The 17,545-nt window shown below is 29.0% G+C and carries 16 protein-coding genes; 9 read left to right on the top strand and 7 right to left on the bottom strand.

Features of this window, described 5'->3' with window-relative positions:
* Nucleotides 1-2: 2 nt before the first annotated feature.
* Nucleotides 3-575, top strand: a complete 573-nt coding sequence (locus tag L3B96_RS04120; RefSeq protein WP_087701205.1) for a carbonic anhydrase — start codon at nt 3-5, stop codon at nt 573-575.
* An 865-nt stretch (nt 576-1,440) separates the two neighbouring features.
* On the opposite strand, the gene L3B96_RS04115 is transcribed toward L3B96_RS04120, so the two are convergent.
* The 7 genes from L3B96_RS04115 to L3B96_RS04085 all read right to left on the bottom strand — a co-directional run bounded on the left by L3B96_RS04115 (nt 1,441) and on the right by L3B96_RS04085 (nt 9,844).
* Nucleotides 1,441-2,187: a TIGR03915 family putative DNA repair protein gene (locus L3B96_RS04115; RefSeq protein ID WP_236896123.1), complete on the bottom strand. Its 747-nt coding sequence runs from the start codon at nt 2,185-2,187 to the stop codon at nt 1,441-1,443.
* Nucleotides 2,188-2,189: 2 nt separating this feature from the next.
* Nucleotides 2,190-3,614, bottom strand: coding sequence for a putative DNA modification/repair radical SAM protein (locus L3B96_RS04110; protein ID WP_077830879.1), 1,425 nt, complete (start codon nt 3,612-3,614; stop codon nt 2,190-2,192).
* Nucleotides 3,615-4,107: 493 nt separating this feature from the next.
* On the bottom strand, nt 4,108-5,121 hold the full coding sequence (locus tag L3B96_RS04105) for a LacI family DNA-binding transcriptional regulator (RefSeq protein ID WP_238858925.1): 1,014 nt from the start codon (nt 5,119-5,121) through the stop codon (nt 4,108-4,110).
* Between the two features lie 12 nt (nt 5,122-5,133).
* Nucleotides 5,134-6,633, bottom strand: a complete 1,500-nt coding sequence (gene galT / locus L3B96_RS04100) for a UDP-glucose--hexose-1-phosphate uridylyltransferase (protein ID WP_238858924.1) — start codon at nt 6,631-6,633, stop codon at nt 5,134-5,136.
* A gap of 182 nt (nt 6,634-6,815) precedes the next feature.
* Nucleotides 6,816-7,808, bottom strand: coding sequence for a UDP-glucose 4-epimerase GalE (gene galE / locus L3B96_RS04095; protein WP_012060576.1), 993 nt, complete (start codon nt 7,806-7,808; stop codon nt 6,816-6,818).
* Nucleotides 7,809-7,915: 107 nt separating this feature from the next.
* Nucleotides 7,916-9,085, bottom strand: coding sequence for a galactokinase (locus L3B96_RS04090; protein ID WP_012060575.1), 1,170 nt, complete (start codon nt 9,083-9,085; stop codon nt 7,916-7,918).
* A gap of 297 nt (nt 9,086-9,382) precedes the next feature.
* Entirely contained in the window at nt 9,383-9,844 is a 462-nt protein-coding gene (locus L3B96_RS04085; protein WP_105411519.1) for an RNA-binding protein, read from the bottom strand.
* A 369-nt stretch (nt 9,845-10,213) separates the two neighbouring features.
* On the opposite strand from L3B96_RS04085, the gene L3B96_RS04080 reads away from it, so the two are divergent.
* The 8 genes from L3B96_RS04080 to speE all read left to right on the top strand — a co-directional run bounded on the left by L3B96_RS04080 (nt 10,214) and on the right by speE (nt 17,425).
* Nucleotides 10,214-11,041 (top strand): hypothetical protein, encoded by an 828-nt coding sequence (locus L3B96_RS04080; protein WP_238858923.1) that lies wholly within the window; start codon nt 10,214-10,216, stop codon nt 11,039-11,041.
* A gap of 247 nt (nt 11,042-11,288) precedes the next feature.
* The gene (locus tag L3B96_RS04075) at nt 11,289-11,852 is read left to right on the top strand and encodes an HDIG domain-containing metalloprotein (protein WP_238858922.1); all 564 of its coding nucleotides are present in this window, start codon (nt 11,289-11,291) and stop codon (nt 11,850-11,852) included.
* Nucleotides 11,853-11,934: 82 nt separating this feature from the next.
* Nucleotides 11,935-12,537 (top strand): HAD family phosphatase, encoded by a 603-nt coding sequence (locus L3B96_RS04070; protein ID WP_238858921.1) that lies wholly within the window; start codon nt 11,935-11,937, stop codon nt 12,535-12,537.
* 195 nt (nt 12,538-12,732) lie between these two features.
* On the top strand, nt 12,733-13,077 hold the full coding sequence (locus tag L3B96_RS04065; RefSeq protein WP_017212590.1) for a DUF3892 domain-containing protein: 345 nt from the start codon (nt 12,733-12,735) through the stop codon (nt 13,075-13,077).
* 222 nt (nt 13,078-13,299) lie between these two features.
* Nucleotides 13,300-13,992: a hypothetical protein gene (locus tag L3B96_RS04060; RefSeq protein WP_238858920.1), complete on the top strand. Its 693-nt coding sequence runs from the start codon at nt 13,300-13,302 to the stop codon at nt 13,990-13,992.
* A gap of 283 nt (nt 13,993-14,275) precedes the next feature.
* Nucleotides 14,276-15,094 carry an adenosylmethionine decarboxylase gene (gene speD / locus L3B96_RS04055; RefSeq protein ID WP_171781401.1) on the top strand — a complete coding sequence of 273 codons (819 nt, stop codon included), beginning with the start codon at nt 14,276-14,278 and terminating at the stop codon, nt 15,092-15,094.
* Nucleotides 15,095-15,112: 18 nt separating this feature from the next.
* Nucleotides 15,113-16,570: an aminotransferase class I/II-fold pyridoxal phosphate-dependent enzyme gene (locus L3B96_RS04050; RefSeq protein WP_238858919.1), complete on the top strand. Its 1,458-nt coding sequence runs from the start codon at nt 15,113-15,115 to the stop codon at nt 16,568-16,570.
* Complete coding sequence (gene speE, locus L3B96_RS04045; RefSeq protein WP_238858918.1) at nt 16,571-17,425, top strand: polyamine aminopropyltransferase; 855 nt, start codon at nt 16,571-16,573, stop codon at nt 17,423-17,425.
* The last annotated feature ends 120 nt before the right edge of the window (nt 17,426-17,545 follow it).

The following is a 17,545-nucleotide window of genomic DNA, read 5'->3' as shown; positions in this document are numbered from 1 at the left end:
AAATGAGTAAATTAGAAGAAATAATAAAGTATAATGAAAGTTTTGTGGGGAACAAAGATTATCAGGAATATGTAACAACTAAGATACCTAAGAAAAAGATGGCGATATTATCATGTATGGATACAAGATTAACAGAATTGTTGCCTAAAGCCATGAATATCAAAAATGGGGATGCAAAAATAATAAAAGATGCAGGAGCAACAGTTATGCACCCATTTGGTGGCGTAATGAGAAGTATATTAGTTGCAGTATATGAATTTGGAGCAGAAGATGTTTTTGTAATAGGACATCATGGTTGTGGGATGAGTAATTTAAACACAAAAAAACTTGTTGATAAAATGTTAGATAGAGGAATTAAGGAAGAAACGCTCTCTACTTTAAATAACGCAGGAGTTAACGTTGAGAGATGGCTTCATGGTTTTGAATCTGTTGAGGAATCAATAAAAGAAAGTGTTAAAATGATAAAAGATCATCCTCTTTTACCTAACGACGTAAGGGTACATGGTCTCATTATGAGTCCTGAAACTGGAGAATTAGAAATCATAATAAATGGAGATATTAAAGACGTAAACTAAAGGCTAGATACCGAAGTTAAAATTTATAGTTAGGTGTATAAATACCGAAAGGAAGGTCATGCATTTGTTCGGGTTACTTAAGGATTTTGTTGCGAATTTCTAACATTAGAAGTTGTACCCATTTTTGCATGCTCCCGTGACAAGCACAGGACAAGCAATAAATGGAACAACTTCTAATGAAGAAATGTCTGCAACTAAATCCCATATGTAACGCCTCCACAAAAGCATGACCTTCCTTTCTGGAATATATCATAATTGGAAATATATGTTTTGATTTGAGTTCGGTATCTAGATACGAAATACCTAGAGATCAATACATGGATTGTGATTACGTTGTAAATTTTTATGAGTTATCAAATCTATAGTGTTAATAAATACCCAATAATTTTAAAATTAAACATTGAATGTTATGTAGGAGTAAAATTTACCTATCCTATATGGGGACATCAGAATTCTTTGTCTGGCATGGGAGAATCAGCGTATTTTGAGTGTGTTCTTTCATATGCCTAATTTGCTAACCTCGGAAATATAAAAATATTTGCGTGAATATGGATTTACTTTAATTTACTACTAAATTAGAAATGGAATATATGTTTTTGCACAGTGTTCATAAGAAGATTTTGCTGGCTGTAATTCTAGATTATAAGTTGTTCCAAATGTGCTTGTTCAAAGCATAGTCTTTGAAGCAAGCACTTTGGATGCAACTTATAATTGTAGAATTACCCAGTAAAATCTTCAAGGAACCGGAGCAAACACATATATTCTATTTCGTCTTTTCAGCAGCAAACATAAATTGTCCTCAATACTTGCAAGTATTTCTATATTTCACTCAATTAGCAATACTTACACTTATGAAGAATGTAAATTATATCTTGGTTTCTAGTATGTGCTTCCAATATCTTTTAGGCATCATTCTACATTGAAGTTTAAGATTTTTTCGCTCTTGTATAGTAGTGGCTTTAAAATATGTTTTCCAAAGGTCTGTATATTCATCGTTGTGAAATTTTAGTTTTTCATAAGTTTCCATATCCATATCTATTATTTCGTAAAAATTTGTATTATATATTAAAGCCTTTTGTCTAGAAATATCGTGTATAATAAAATATTCCCTAGGAAATCTATTTTTAAAATGATCCCCAATAAGCTCTAAAATATCATTATCTGGTTCAATAGAAGAGTATAAAAGTTTCTCTTCTATTTGATTAAATCTAATAAATCCTTCAAATCTATGGCATTCATTTAAAACCTTTTTTGTAATATTATCTACAAGTCTTATTACATCTATATTTAAAAAATCATGAACATCTGGTCCGAGTTTAAAGGCTATCTTTAAATAATTAAATATTATTATTCCTTTGTCCTCATAATTACTTAAAAATGCAAAGTATATTTTTTTTAATGAGAGGAAATTAATTTTATTTATAATAGCATTTTTTACTTTTTTGAACTTATTAATATCAGTAGAAATTTCAACTATATTCCCTAGTAGAAGGGGAGTATTTGTTTGGCTTTTTCCATATATAGATGTTGGAGGTGAGCCGTTTGAGTAAAAAGCATCATATATGGAAGTTAATAGGCCTTCAAAAGTATCGTCATATAAGTATATTTTCATAATCAAAACTCTCCAGTTAAAGAAGTAATTTTATCACCTAATGTTAATATATTTGACTTAGGAATTATATTATTTAAAGAGTTTTCATTTTTTATAGATGATATATGTGATAAAGAAATATTATCCTTAGGTAATATAATTCCAGAAGGAAGCTTTACATCATTAAATGAAGTATTATCAAAAAATGATATTTGATTAGGATTTACGCTGCCACTTTTAGAAATATCGTGTTCTAGAAGTTTATTTTTTATTTTAATAGTATCAAAAAGAACATCTCCATGATATTTTCCGTTACAGGTAATAAAATATTTAGCTCTTTTAAGTACAACCCTTAGATTTCTCAAGTCATCAAAGGTCAGATTATGAACTCTTCTTATTTTTAAAATTTTCTTAGCAGAAGTAACTCCTATACCAGGTATTCGTAATAATTTTTCATAAGAAACTTTGTTAATTTCAACAGGAAATTCATTCAAATTGGATAATGCCCAATGTGTTTTTGGGTCAAAATTTAAATCAAAGTTATCATCATCATTCTTCAAGAGTTCATTAGCTTTAAATCCATAATATCTAAGAAGCCAATCGGCTTGATAAAGTCTATGTTCTCTAAGCATTGGTGGATGCGTAATGTCAGGAAGCAGGTTATTGTCCTTAATTACAGGGACATAAGCAGAGTAGTACACTCTCTTTAGACTATATTTATTGTAAAGAGCTTCAGAGAGTTTTAGGATTTTTCCATCACTTTCAGGAGTTGCACCAACGATTAATTGAGTACTTTGACCACCTGGTACAAACAATGGTGTACTTTTTATGCTTTTTTTCATTTCACTATAATTAAGTATTGAATTTTTTATAGTTTTCATAGGTTGTAGAATTTTTTCTTTACTCTTTTGAGGTGCTAAAAGTTTAAGACTATTGCTAGAAGGAAGTTCTATATTAACACTCATTCTATCTACAAACTTTCCAGCTTCCTCAATTAAAGCATTATCAGCGCCAGGTATAGCTTTTAGATGAATATAACCATTGAACTTATTTTCTATACGCAGTTTTTTCACAGTTTTAAGTAGAAGTTCCATAGTATAATTAGGATTATAAATAACAGCAGAACTTAAAAAGAGGCCCTCTATATAATTACGCCTGTAAAAATTAATAGCAAGACTGCATATTTCATCAGGAGTAAAGCTTACTCTTAAAAAATCTCTAGATGATCCATTAATGCAATATTTACAATCAAAAATACAATCATTTGAAAATAATATTTTAAGGAGAGAAATGCAACGTCCATCCGGAGTAAAGCTGTGACAAATACCAGCTTCTGAAGCATTGCCTATTCCATTTTTAGCATTCTGTCTCTTTGAGCCAGAAGAGGAACAAGAGACATCATATTTTGCGGCATTAGATAATATTTTTAATTTTTCCATTAAATCCATTTTGATTACACTTCCTTATAAAATGAAACTTTAAAATTAAAATATATGCTCTGACAAAACTTGAATAGTGTATTGGAATTTAGTTTTTGTATTTTTGCATTAATTAGGCACGTAGAGAATAAAATTTTAAAGTTAAATTAATTATCATAAAATATACACGCTCTAAAAAATTTAATTCATCGAAGTTTATTTTAAAATATAAGATAATAAAAAATTAGGTAATTCTATAATGATTGAATCATATTTTTTAGAACATATATTCGTTAAAAATATTATATACGAATATATGTTCTGTGGCAATGAATTCATTTTAAAGTTTTGATAAAAAACTAAAATGAAAAGTTAAATTCCATATGTAAGAGTAACTTCTGTGTAAATAGAATTCAGTTATAAACTTATTTATGATTAAATTAAAAAAATAATGCTTTGGTATATGTTACATTAAAAATAATCAGTAACTATAACAAATGCATTATTTATTTTAATAAATATATTAAATAGCGGTTACAGTATCACGCTCAATTAAAGTATTCATAAGAATAATTCTCTTGCTGCAAGAATTATCACATTCTATTTTTTCTAATAGCAGTGTTGCTGCATTTGAGCCAAGAAGAAACATGTTTTGATCTATAGTAGTTAACTTAGGTTCTACAAATTTACTCAAATCTATATTATCGAATCCCATAATAGATAATTTATCTGGTACATCTATATTTAGTTTTTTGCAAGCGTTAAGTACACCAACAGCCATAAGGTCATTGCAAGCAAGAACTGCAGTTGCAGTAGATGATTTAAGGATATTTAGGAATGTATTAACAGTGTTATCAACAGTTTCACTACTATTTCCATTTCCTATGTTGATAATATTTTTTGGATTAAAATTATTTAAATCATCCATTATTTCTGTATAAACTTTTTCTTTTACGTCATAAGAATAACTATCTTTTCCTCTAACAAATAGTATATCTTTGTGATTTTTTTCTAATAAATAATTTAAAGCCATACTTGCACCCATAGCTTCATCATTTACAACAGATGAAATATTTGTGGACACGGAATGTCCATTAACAAAAACAATGGGAGTTTGTTTTGAAATATTATGAAAAAATTTAGATTTAATATTTTCTGTATTTGGGTCAATAACTATTATTCCAGATACATTCCTAGATAATAAATTGTTAACACATAATTTTTCTTCTTCACTATCATTATTACTACATGCCAGCACTAAAGACAAATTATTTGCTTTTAAGCTGCTTTCAATCCCGTTTATAACTTCTGGGAAAAACATATTATTGATACTAGGAACAACAACACCTATAGTAGCTGACTTCTGTTTAGTAAGCTCACGTGCTTGCATATTGGGAATATATTTAAGTTCCTCTATTACTTCAAGTACTCTTTTTCTTGTTTCTTCTTTCACTGGATAATTGCCATTCATTACCCTTGAAACAGTGGCAACAGATACATTAGCTTTTTTTGCTACATCTACTATGGTTAATTTCATAATTATTCCACCTTATAATATATTTATAAATTTATCAAAGGCAGCAAATCCTTCTTTATTTCTTTTAAATACTCCGGAGTGACATAATACTTCTAAGAATTTAAATCCAACTTCCTCTTTTAAAATAGAATCAACGTTTTCTTGAGATATATTAGAGTGTTTTTCTAGAAGATATTTATACCAATCAGAATGTTTTGCCACCATTTCATCATCTAAAATGTTGTCTTTTCTATTAATTAAGTATTCCTTTAAAATGTTTAATTCTTCTTTTAATCTTGCAGGAAGAACTGCAAGTCCCATGACTTCTATTAGTCCTATATTTTCTTTTTTAATGTGATGAACTTCACTATGAGGATGGAAAATACCAAGAGGGTGCTCAGTACTTGTTCTATTGTTCCTTAAGACTAAATCTAGTTCGTACTTATTATTCCTTTTTCTTGCAATAGGAGTAATAGTATTATGCGGTTCATCCATTGTATGACTTAATATATTTACAGATTCATCAGAATAACTTCTCCATGAAGTTAAAATATGATCAGCTAAATCTAATAATTTATCTTTATCATTACTTGAAAGTCTAACAACAGACATAGGCCATTTGACTCTACCTATTTCAACATCTTCATAATTTTTAACTGAGTAGTTTTTTTCTATTATAGCCTTTTCCATAGCAAATGTGTAGTGACCACCTTGATAATGATCATGAGATAGTATTGATCCTCCAACTATAGGCAAGTCAGCGTTAGATCCAGCAAAGTAATGAGGGAGTATATCAGTAAAAATCAATAAATTCCTAAAAGTATCCTTATTAATTTTCATAGGTATATGTTCGCTATTTAGAATTATACAATGCTCATTATAATAAGTATAAGGGGAATACTGTAAGAAATATTTTTGTTTATCAAAATCCAAAGGTATAATTCTATGAGTCTGTCTGGCAGGATGATTTATATGACCATAAAATCCTTCATTTTCTTTACATAATAAACATTTAGGATATGAACTAGATTTAATCAATTTAGCCTTTGCTATATCTCTAGGATCTTTTTCTGGCTTTGATAAATTAATTGTTATATCTAAGTCTCCATATTCCGTTGGTGCTTTCCAGATTATGTTCTTATCAATTCTATCTTTTCGAATATAGTTAGAAGAAATACTTAAATCATAATAGTACTCAGTAGCTTTAGTTGGAGATATATTATATAAATTATTAAAATTATTTATAACCTCAGAAGGTCTTGGCATTACGCAGTTCATAATTAAAGTATCAAATAAGTCTCTTTCAGTCACTGTATTTTCTATTAAATTATTTTCACATGCGTAGTCTAAGATATTTTCTAAGATAGGAGTTGGAGTTTCTAAAGTTTCATCAACTTCACAAACTTCAAATTCATTTAAGTTTAATACTCCAAGAATCATATTGGTAGAGTAAATTATATCATCATTATTTATAAGATTTTTTTTCAATGCAAAGTTTATAAGTCTACTTATTTCATGATTTATATTTATCATGCTAAAACCTCCTCAATTTTAACAAAAGGTATTAATCTAAGACATATCTAAAAAATAAGTCCATGTTAGTTTATTTCATAGACTATCTTTTTCTATGCCTAGGTGGCGGAAACTTGAACCATATAAGTTTTTAGGTTGGCTCTAGTTTCCCAAGATAAATTTTAAAATTCTATATGATTTTATTATTTGTCATCATATCCGTTAGGATTATTTTTGTGCCATGTCCAAGCTGTTTTGATTATAGCTTTTACATCAGTATATTTAGGAGTCCAGCCTAGAATCTTTTGAGCTTTTTCATTAGAAGCTATTAATCTTGCAGGATCACCAGCACGTCTTTCGCCCACAACAACTTTAATTTCTTCACTAGTTGCTTCTTTAGCTGAATCAATCATTTCTTTAACGCTAAAGCCAATTCCATTACCTAGATTGAAGATGTTACTTTTATTTCCGCTTTGTAAATACTCAACAGCTTTTATATGTGCGTCTGCTAAGTCTAGTACATGAATATAATCTCTTATACAAGTACCATCAGGAGTATCATAATCTTCTCCAAAAACAGTTATAGCTTCTCTTTTTCCAAGTGGAACTTGAAGTATTAGAGGTATTAAGTGACTTTCAGGAGAGTGATCCTCACCGATGCTTCCATCTTCTAGTGCACCAGCTGCATTAAAGTATCTTAAAGAAACGTAATTTATTCCATTAGCTTTGCTAACCCATTTCATCATTTTTTCCATAGTCAGCTTTGTTTCACCATAGGTATTAGTTGGATTTGTTTCATCATCTTCAGAGATAGGAATTTTCTTTGGTTCTCCATATACTGCTGCAGTTGAAGAAAAAACTATATTCTTAATATCATGTTTTACCATGCTTTCAAGTAATATTTGCATACCATATACATTATTATTGAAATATAGTAGAGGTTTTACCATACTTTCGCCAACTAAAGAATTAGCAGCGAAATGTATAATAGCATCGATTTTATTTTCAGAAAAAACTTTATCTAAAAACTCAGAATCTCTTATATCACCTTTATAAAATTTTGCTTTTGGATTTACAGCTTTCATATGACCTGATTGTAAATTATCAACTATTATTACGTCTTTATTTTGTTTTACAAGTTCATGAACTGTATGAGAGCCGATATATCCAGCACCACCACAAACTAATATTGACATATTAACATCTCCCTTATTTTTATTGATTTGGTTTAAAGACTTATACTTTAAATTTAAACTAAATCTTTCTTATAATCAACTTAATAAAATCTTAAGTAGTAAATCTTTTATCCAATTTTTCTTGTTCCATCTGAAATGCTAACTACATAGAAGCTAGGTTCATAGCCAATTTTGCTTGTATATTCAGCTTTAACTTTTTCTACAAATGAATCTATGCAGTCTTCTTTAACAATATTAACTGTGCAGCCTCCAAAACCAGCGCCTGTCATACGAGCTCCAATTACACCTTCACTTTTCCAAGCAAGAGAAACTAAAGTATCTAGCTCTATTCCAGTAACTTCATAATCATCTCTTAGAGAAATGTGAGAATCATTCATAAGTTTTCCGAATAGAGTTAAATCATTTTCTTCTAGAGCTTTTACAGCCTTTAATGTTCTTCTATTTTCATATACTGCATGTTTTGCTCTTTTTGCTTTAATAGGATCTGAAATACAAGATTTAACTTCTTCAAATTCTTCTTCTGTAAGCTCACCTAAAGCATTAATATTCTTAACTTTTTGTATTTCAGCTAAGGCAGTTTCACATTCACTTCGTCTTTCATTGTACTTAGAGTCAGCTAGACCACGCTTTTTATTTGTATTGGCAATTACTATCTTGTAGCCATCCATAGCAATAGTACTGTATGAATATTTCAAGGTATTACAATCTAAAAGAATCGCACAATTTTCCTTTCCCATGCCAATAGCAAATTGATCCATTATTCCACAATTTACACCGATAAATTTATTTTCAGCTTCTTGACACATTTTTACTATATCAACCATGTTGATATTTAAATTGAACAAATCATTTAATATAGTTCCCATCAAAACTTCTATTGAAGCAGAAGAGGACAATCCAGAACCATTTGGAATATTTCCATAGAAAAGTATTTCAAATCCATTAGGAATATTATAACCATGATTTTCAAAAGTTTTAATTACACCTTTAGGATAATTGGCCCAATCGTGTTGTTTTTCATATATCATATTCTCTAAACTAAATTCTAAAATTCCTAATTCTTTAAAGTTTAAAGAGTTAACTAATACATTTTTATCTTCTCTTTGTCTAACTAAAGCATAAGTTCCAATAGTAAGAGCGCAAGGAAAGACATTACCTCCATTGTAATCAGTATGCTCTCCAATTAAATTAACTCTTCCAGGTGAAAAGAAAACACTTTCAGCATCTTTTGCAAATAATTTTGTGAAATCACTTTTTAATACATTAATATTCTCCATATTTAATACCTCCCTTTTAATTTAATAGTAAGCGATTACTATTAAAAAGTAAAGAGGGAATTAAGAAAATTTAGAATTTTTTAGATATATACAAAATCTGTGAATATACACTATAGATGAAGGCTTAATAGGACAACAGTGATAAGCTTGATCTTTCATGAGAAAGATTACAAATAATAATTATTTCTGAAGTGATTATTTGAGAATATATAAATTTAGAATATTTTTATAGAAAAGGCTTACTGTTATAAAATTTAATAGGTAGCCTAAATTTTAAGCTACCTATTAGAATGTCCACTATTTTTTTGAATGGGAATGTCTATTTGAATTGTTGTTCATATTGTTCATCATGTTATTCATATTATTCATATTATTCATATTATTCATAGGCATATTGCCCTGATTTCCCATTAGCATACTTAATAAGGAATTAATATCGTTCATATTTCCCATATTATTCATATTTGGACCATTGCTATTCATATTATTTGCATTATTCATGTTAGGGTTGTTATTTGGATTATTAAATGGAGAACCGTTAGATCCGCCCATATTTCCCATCAACATGTTCATTAATGGATTTCCATTCATAGGGTTCATGCCGCCACCCATGCCACCCATAAGCATGTTCAATAAAGGATTACCACCCATTTGATTTGGATTACTGCCACCATTTTGGTTAGGCATCATGGGATTTCTAAATCCGCCACCCATTCCATTAAAAAGGGAACTGAGTATCATACTTAATAAAGGATTCATTTTACCACCTTTTTGTTAATTGCTTTATTATAGTTTATTACAGAGGCATATAAAAGGATACTAAAATTTAATCTATAATAAAATATATATATGTTGCAATTCACAATGCACAACGCACATTGCACAATTCACAATTGCAACTAAAATTATTGCAATATTTTTAGAATTATCATGAAGAATCATTTTTGAAATATATATATTAATGAAAGAAAATATTTTATGTTTAGAATACAGAATAAAAGAGGAAAAAATGAATAAAATAAACACAAGAACGAGGGCTGAGAACTGTAATCTTAGTTCTTTTTTATGTTTGTTTATGAAATATAAAGACAGCTAGAGAATATAAGCTAAGGAACTTAGGAGAATTTTATGAGAATCGGAGAACTGGAGATAGCAATAATAGATATAATTACATTTACGGGAATATTAATAACTCTTTTAACAGGAGTGCTTAATTTATTTCAAAACAAGAAAACTCTTTACATAAATAATATTACAAGATTTAGAGTCATATGGATAACTACATTAAGAACGCATATTGCAAGCTTGAAAGAGCTAAGCAATATAACTAACTTATATATTAGAACTAAAGATGGAAGTAATAAGGTTGAATATAGAAGAGAGTTAGATAAAATAGTATCGTTGATTAAAATGCATTTGAATTTTACAGGAAAACTAGATATTGAGCTAATATCAAAAGTAGAAGAATTAAAAGCTACACTTAATAGTTATTTATTAATATATTATTGTAAAAATGCAATAAAATCTGCAGAAAGAAATGAAGATATAACAACGAAATTTTATGAAGCTATAGATGTGATAAGTGAAAAAAAAATATTAAAGGAATTTTTGACTATGGCAAATAGTTATAAGAATGTTGAACATAAAAATAATATAAATTTATTAAATTTACTAGAACTTAAAAATGAAGTTAAATCTGCATACAGAGATGATTTGCAATTAATAAATAATATAGTTGAAAAAAGCGACTATATAGTAAGTAATTATGAAAATGAAATTGAAAGCCTAAATAGAGATATAGATGAGCTTGTGCAAATATGTTTAAAAGCTGAGTGGATTAGATGTAAGGTAGAAACTAGAATATGGCCGTATAATAAATATGATGAAGAAAGAGTAATTACTAAGCTAAAGGATGAATATAAAAATATTAGCCATAAAATGCAGACTTATAAATAGGAAGTCGCATTTATAAAGTTGAATAATAAATTTACATTTAAAAATGCTAGTAAGAAGGATCTTGCATTGGGATTAGAATTTAGAAACTTAAGTATGATATATATAATTTTATAACTTAAATCCTAATAATATTGATTATAAATTTTCATAGTGATATTATTTTTATTAACATGGATATAATTTCATATATAGAAATAAATGTTAATAAAAATAATTTTATATACATATGTTAAGGGGGCTATATAATATGGAAGAAAAAATTAATAGACAAAAGGCATGGGACGCACTTTGTAAGTATAATAAAAGTGATGCACTCAGAAAACATGGACTAGCAGTAGAGGGGGCAATGAGACATTTTGCTAAACTCTATAATGAAGATGAGGATGTATGGGGCATAATTGGATTACTTCATGATATAGATTATGAAATGTATTCAGATAAGCATTGTGCTAAATCTCAAGAAATAATGAGAGAAGAAGGATTTCCGGAGAGTTATATAAGAGCGGTTGCATCTCATGGATATGGAATAGTAAATGAAATAAAACCTGAAAGCAATGCTGAGAAGGTACTTTATACAATAGATGAACTTACAGGTCTTATAGGGGCAGCTGCATTAATGAGACCATCTAAAAGCGTAATGGATCTAGAAGTTAAATCTGTTAAGAAAAAATTTAAGACTAAAGGATTTGCGGCAGGAGTAGACAGAAATGTAATATTAAATGGTTGCAAGATGATAGATATGGAATTAGACAAGGTTATAGAAAATACAATTTTAGGAATGAGAAATGTAGCAGAAGATATTGGCCTTTAGTATGGAATATTAATAGTTAAATTTATTAGAAAAATATAAAATTATATTGATAAAATACATTATTAAAATTAGGAGAATTTTTATGATTAAAAATGTAATATTTGATCTTGGAAATGTTATTTTAGATTTTCAACCAAAGATATATGTGGAATCTAAAATTGATGAAGAAAAGGTAGAAGAAATATATAAATGTGTATTTCAGAGTGATGAATGGCCGATGCTTGATAGAGGAACAATTTGTGAAGAAGATGCTAAAAGAAATATAATTAATAGAAACACTGAAAGTGAAGAGTTAATTAATAAAGTCTTTGAAAATTGGTACGACATACTGACTCCAATAGAAAGCAGCGTGGATACATTAAAAAAACTAAAGCAAAAAGGTTATAAAATTTATTATCTATCCAATTTTCATCTAGCAGCGTTTGAATATATAAATAATAAATATGACTTATTTAAATTATTTGAAGGAGGAGTGGTTTCTTATAAAGAGAAATTACTTAAACCTGAAAAAGAAATTTATGAGAAGATACTATATAGATATAGTTTAGAACCAGGTGAAACTTTATTTATAGATGATATGGAGCAAAATATCGAAGCTGCTATTAAGCTTGGATTAAAAGGAATAGTTTTAAAAGAACCAAGGAAACTGGAAGATGAATTACAAAAATTTGATATCAATATTTAAATAGTAAATAATAGAATGCATTAAAGTATTTTTATTGGACAATATAACACTAAAGGTTTTTAGAATAGGCATATAAAATATACTAAAATACTGACTTGCTATATTTTAATTATTCAGCAAGTGTATTTTAAAAAATTAAAAAACAGAGTTTAAAAATATACACATATGCTTATCTAGAAAATAGGAGGTGTTTGTATGGAGGATAAATATAATGTATCTTCAATGGGATTAACATATGACTTTATTCATAATGCTGCTGTAGCAAATACTGACATAAAGTTAAGTGATAACGAAGATTCACAGTCAAATGTTGAAAAAAGCTCTATAAAGGCTATAATAAAGCATTCGGGTGAGATAACAGGATATGAGCTTTCAAATGGAGAGAGAATAACTAAAGAAAGAGGCGTGGAGCTAGCCAAAGATGGAGCTATATCTGGAGTATCTGTCTCAACATCAAGAAAAGGTGAGGAATATTTACGGAGCTTAAGAGATGATGATGAGTCAAACAATTTAAGCGCCTTGCCAGTAGTAGAAGAATAAAATACTTTTTTAAATAAAATTTGCTTATAAACTCTATGAAATATGTTACTATTAAAATAAAGAAAGAATATTTTTAACTAGAAAACTCATATCATTGAATTCAATGATATGAGTTTTTTCTTAAAAGTGTTAAAATAGTAAAAGAAGCATAATAATGAATAGATATGTGCTTAGAGGAAAAAAATAATAATTATAAGTTGATTAATGTAAGGAGATGTATTCATGAGTGATTTAAGTGACTTAAAGGAAATGACAAAAGCTAAGGCAGCAAAAGAAATGCAAGAATTGAAAGATAAGATATTAGAAAGATTGAGCTCGATTAAAAGAGATGGGATAGATGAATTAATAAAATATCTTTTAGAAAGAACCGATTATTTTACAGCCCCAGCATCTACTAAGTTTCATTCAAACTTTGATGGAGGATTAGCACTTCACTCTGATAATGTTGTTGAACTATTAATACAAAAAAATAAACAATATAACATAGGTTTGAGTCATGATACAATGTATTTAACAGGATATCTGCATGATCTGTGTAAGTGTAATTTTTATGAAAAAACTATGAGATTAAAAAAAGATGAGATGACAGGAAAGTGGATAGGATATGCAGCCTATGAATTTGACGATAAAATTCCTTTAGGACATGGAGAGAAAAGTGTAATTCTACTTCAACAGTTTGTCAAGTTATCATTAGAAGAATGTTTAATGATAAGATGGCATATGGGTGCTTATGTTCCAAAGGATGAATATAGAGACTACAATAAGGCAATAGAAATGCATAAGTCAGTTTTGGCATTTAGTAATGCAGATGCAGAGGCTTCACATTTCTTGGAAGAAGTAAGAGAACCAGAAGTTTATTCAATAGAAGAATATAATCAATATGTAAAAGAAAGAGCTTTAAGAAAAAATAGTTAATTATTACTTTATTTATATATGTGAGAAATAAGAAGGATTTGCAACCAAAATAAAGCATAAGGGACTTCAAACAAATTTATCAAGTATATTAAAGAAATATTGTCATAAATAGTAGCAATTTTAAAGATAATATAGTAAAATGTCAATGTTGTATAATAAAGATGTTTCAAGGTAAACTAGAAGGTGAGTATTTGAAGGTTATAAACATTAGAATATATAGGATTTTAGTGATTGAATTTTTGAAACAAATTCTAATGCAACTATAATTTATGCCAGAAAGGTTGTGATGTTAGGGTTGGAAAACAAGCTGAAGTTATACGGCTTTAACAACCTCACAAAAACACTTAGCTTTAACATCTATGATGTATGCTATGCAAAAAGTGAGCGAGAGCAAAAGGACTATATTGCTTATATTGATGAGCAATACAATTCAGAAAGACTTACTAGAATTCTGTGTGATGTAACGGAAAGTATTGGAGCACATGTACTTAATATTTCAAAACAAGATTATGATCCTCAAGGAGCAAGTGTAACTATTCTAGTATCGGAACAGACCCTAGCAGTCAAAGAAATAGATGCATCTTGTAATAAAGGTGAAATTGACATTTTGAAAACTAGAGACACTGTTGTAGGACATTTAGATAAAAGTCATGTTACTGTGCATACTTATCCAGAATATCATCCAGATAATTCAATTGCTACTTTTCGTGTTGATATTGATGTAGCCACTTGTGGAGAAGTATCTCCGCTAAATGCACTAAACTATCTTATAGGAAGTTTTGATTCAGACATCATAACGATAGATTATCGTGTCAGAGGTTTTACCCGAGATGTTGATGGCAAAAAATTATTTATAGATCATAAAATAACATCAATACAAGATTATATTGATGAAAATACCTTGAAGAGATATGATGCAATGGATATAAATGTATATCAATCAAATATATTTCACACTAAAATGCTAATTAAAGAAATTGAACTTCAAAATTACCTTTTTAATAGAGATGTTTATGAAATCAAGCCAAAGCAAAGACTTGAAATTGAAAACAACTTAAGAAGAGAGATGATTGAGATTTTTAGTGGAACTAATATATATTAACGGGGAGGGATGTATACGATGAAAAACAAAGAATCCCACTCAAGAGCACCAATCTATGAAGCATTAATAGAATATAAGAAAGCTAGAGTGGTTCCGTTTGATGTACCAGGTCATAAGCAGGGCCGAGGAAACGATATGCTTAGGGAATTCTTGGGAGAGCAATGTCTTTCAGTAGATGTAAATTCAATGAAACCACTCGATAATCTTATTCACCCGGTATCGGTTATAAGAGAAGCTGAGGAGCTTGCGGCTGATGCATTTGGTTCTAAACACGCATTTTTAATGGTTAATGGAACAAGTTCTGCAGTTCAGGCTATGGTTATGAGTGTATGTAAAAAAGGTGAAAAGATTATAATGCCTCGTAATGTGCATAGAAGTGCTATAAATGCTTTAATAATTAGCGGAGCAATTCCGGTTTATATAAATCCAGGAACAAATAAACAACTTGGAATACCACTTGGGATGTCAGTTGAAGATGTAAAAAAAGCAATTAGAGAAAACCCAGACGCAAAAGCGATATTTGTAAATAATCCTACTTATTATGGGATTTGTTCAAATTTAAAAGAAATTACGAAACTTGCCCATGAAAATGGAATGTACGTATTAGTAGATGAAGCTCATGGAACACATTTTTATTTTGGTGACAATATGCCTTTATCAGCAGTTGATGCTGGGGCAGATATGGCAGCAGTTAGTATGCATAAGACTGGAGGATCTTTAACTCAAAGTTCTTTTCTACTCTTAAATTGTGATTTAGCAATAGGATATGTTCGTCAAATAATTAATTTGACTCAGACAACAAGTGGTTCATATCTTTTAATGTCATCACTTGATTTGGCAAGAAGAGATCTTGTATTACATGGAAAAGAAATTTTTGATAAAGTAAAGCAAATCTCTGAATATGCTAGAGGAGAAATAAATAAAATAGGCGGTTATTATGCTTTTTCAAAGGAATTAATTGATAATGATTCTGTGTATGACTTTGACATAACAAAGTTATCTGTATTCACTAGAGAAATAGGTCTCGCTGGAATAGAAGTATATGATCTATTAAGAGATGAGTATGGTATACAAATTGAATTGGGAGACATTGCGAATATTTTAGCTATTATTTCTGTTGGCGATCGTAGTCTTGCAATTGAAAGATTAATATCTTCATTATCTGAAATTAAGAGATTGCATTCAAAAGACAAAATTGGAATGTTTGATCATGAGTATATAGATCCTGAAGTTGTATTAACTCCTCAGGAAGCATTTTATTCTCAAAAAACTTCAGTGCCGCTAAATGAAAGCAATGAGAAAATATGTGCTGAATTTGTAATGTGTTATCCACCAGGAATACCAATTCTTGCTCCAGGAGAAAAAATAACAAAAGAAATATTAGACTACATAAATTATGCAAAAGAAAAAGGCTGCTTTTTAACTGGAACGGAAGACACTAAAATTGAGAATATTAATATTGTGGAGGACAAGTAAATGGAATTATGGTATACAGAACAACACACAGAAAATGTAAGATTTTCAATTAAAGTTGAAAAAGAAATACATACTGAAAAAACTGAATTCCAAAGAATAGATGTACTTGAAGCTAAGGAATTCGGAAGGTTTTTTACATTAGATGGATTAATGATGGTAACTGAAAAAGATGAATTTATTTACCATGATATGATAGTTCATGTACCAATGGCAACTAATCCAAATATTAAGAATGTTTTAGTTATAGGCGCTGGTGACGGTGGAACAATAAGAGAACTTACAAGATACAGTACAGTTGAAAAGATAGATATGGTTGAAATTGATAAAAGAGTTGTTGATATTTGCAGAGAATACTTTCCAGTAACATCATGTAAGCTTAATGATAAAAGGGTTAATTTATTCTATGAAGATGGTTTGAAATTTATAAGAGATAAAGAGAATGAATATGATTTAATCATAGTTGATTCAACAGATCCGTTTGGACCAGGAGAAGGATTATTTACTAAGGAGTTTTATGGAAATTGCTATAAAGCGTTAAAAGAAGATGGAATTTTAGTTAATCAACATGAAAGTCCATACTATGATAATGATGCAGCTGCAATGAAAGAAGCTCATGAAAAAATAACGAAATTTTTTCCAATCATTAGGGTCTATCAAGCACATATTCCAACATATCCATCAGGACATTGGTTATTTGGATTTGCTTCAAAAAAGTATCACCCTATAAAGGATTTTGATGCAGAAGCTTGGAATAAGTTGGGGATAAAAACAAAATATTATAATACAGATCTTCATGTAGGGTGCTTTGCACTTCCAACTTACGTTAGAGATATGTTAAATGGACTTACTGATTAGAAAAATTATCAGATAATACAATTAAATTTTTTGTTCATGACTTGAAGATAATCAAAAAATAATAAGTCAATATTCTAAATTCAGCTGGAGCATAAAGCTACGTCTGAAAAGTTTCATTTT

Origin of the sequence: Clostridium sp. YIM B02569, from assembly GCF_022320765.1 — a bacterium.
GTDB lineage: Bacteria > Bacillota > Clostridia > Clostridiales > Clostridiaceae > Clostridium > Clostridium beijerinckii.
The sequence above is the reverse complement of the archived record's forward strand: the minus strand, read 5'-3'. Positions and strand labels throughout refer to the sequence as shown.

Bases quoted from the DNA above. Each gene is read 5' to 3' on its own strand.
- galE (WP_012060576.1), bottom strand. From the start codon at position 7,808: ATGTCAATATTAGTTTGTGGTGGTGCTGGATATATCGGCTCTCATACA.
- L3B96_RS04085 (WP_105411519.1), bottom strand. From the start codon at position 9,844: ATGAATCCTTTATTAAGTATGATACTCAGTTCCCTTTTTAATGGAATG.
- L3B96_RS04080 (WP_238858923.1), top strand. From the start codon at position 10,214: ATGAGAATCGGAGAACTGGAGATAGCAATAATAGATATAATTACATTT.
- L3B96_RS04070 (WP_238858921.1), top strand. From the start codon at position 11,935: ATGATTAAAAATGTAATATTTGATCTTGGAAATGTTATTTTAGATTTT.
- L3B96_RS04115 (WP_236896123.1), bottom strand. From the start codon at position 2,187: ATGAAAATATACTTATATGACGATACTTTTGAAGGCCTATTAACTTCC.
- L3B96_RS04120 (WP_087701205.1), top strand. From the start codon at position 3: ATGAGTAAATTAGAAGAAATAATAAAGTATAATGAAAGTTTTGTGGGG.
- L3B96_RS04065 (WP_017212590.1), top strand. From the start codon at position 12,733: ATGGAGGATAAATATAATGTATCTTCAATGGGATTAACATATGACTTT.
- L3B96_RS04105 (WP_238858925.1), bottom strand. From the start codon at position 5,121: ATGAAATTAACCATAGTAGATGTAGCAAAAAAAGCTAATGTATCTGTT.
- L3B96_RS04110 (WP_077830879.1), bottom strand. From the start codon at position 3,614: ATGGATTTAATGGAAAAATTAAAAATATTATCTAATGCCGCAAAATAT.
- L3B96_RS04090 (WP_012060575.1), bottom strand. From the start codon at position 9,085: ATGGAGAATATTAATGTATTAAAAAGTGATTTCACAAAATTATTTGCA.
- speE (WP_238858918.1), top strand. From the start codon at position 16,571: ATGGAATTATGGTATACAGAACAACACACAGAAAATGTAAGATTTTCA.
- L3B96_RS04060 (WP_238858920.1), top strand. From the start codon at position 13,300: ATGAGTGATTTAAGTGACTTAAAGGAAATGACAAAAGCTAAGGCAGCA.
- L3B96_RS04075 (WP_238858922.1), top strand. From the start codon at position 11,289: ATGGAAGAAAAAATTAATAGACAAAAGGCATGGGACGCACTTTGTAAG.
- galT (WP_238858924.1), bottom strand. From the start codon at position 6,633: ATGATAAATATAAATCATGAAATAAGTAGACTTATAAACTTTGCATTG.
- L3B96_RS04050 (WP_238858919.1), top strand. From the start codon at position 15,113: ATGAAAAACAAAGAATCCCACTCAAGAGCACCAATCTATGAAGCATTA.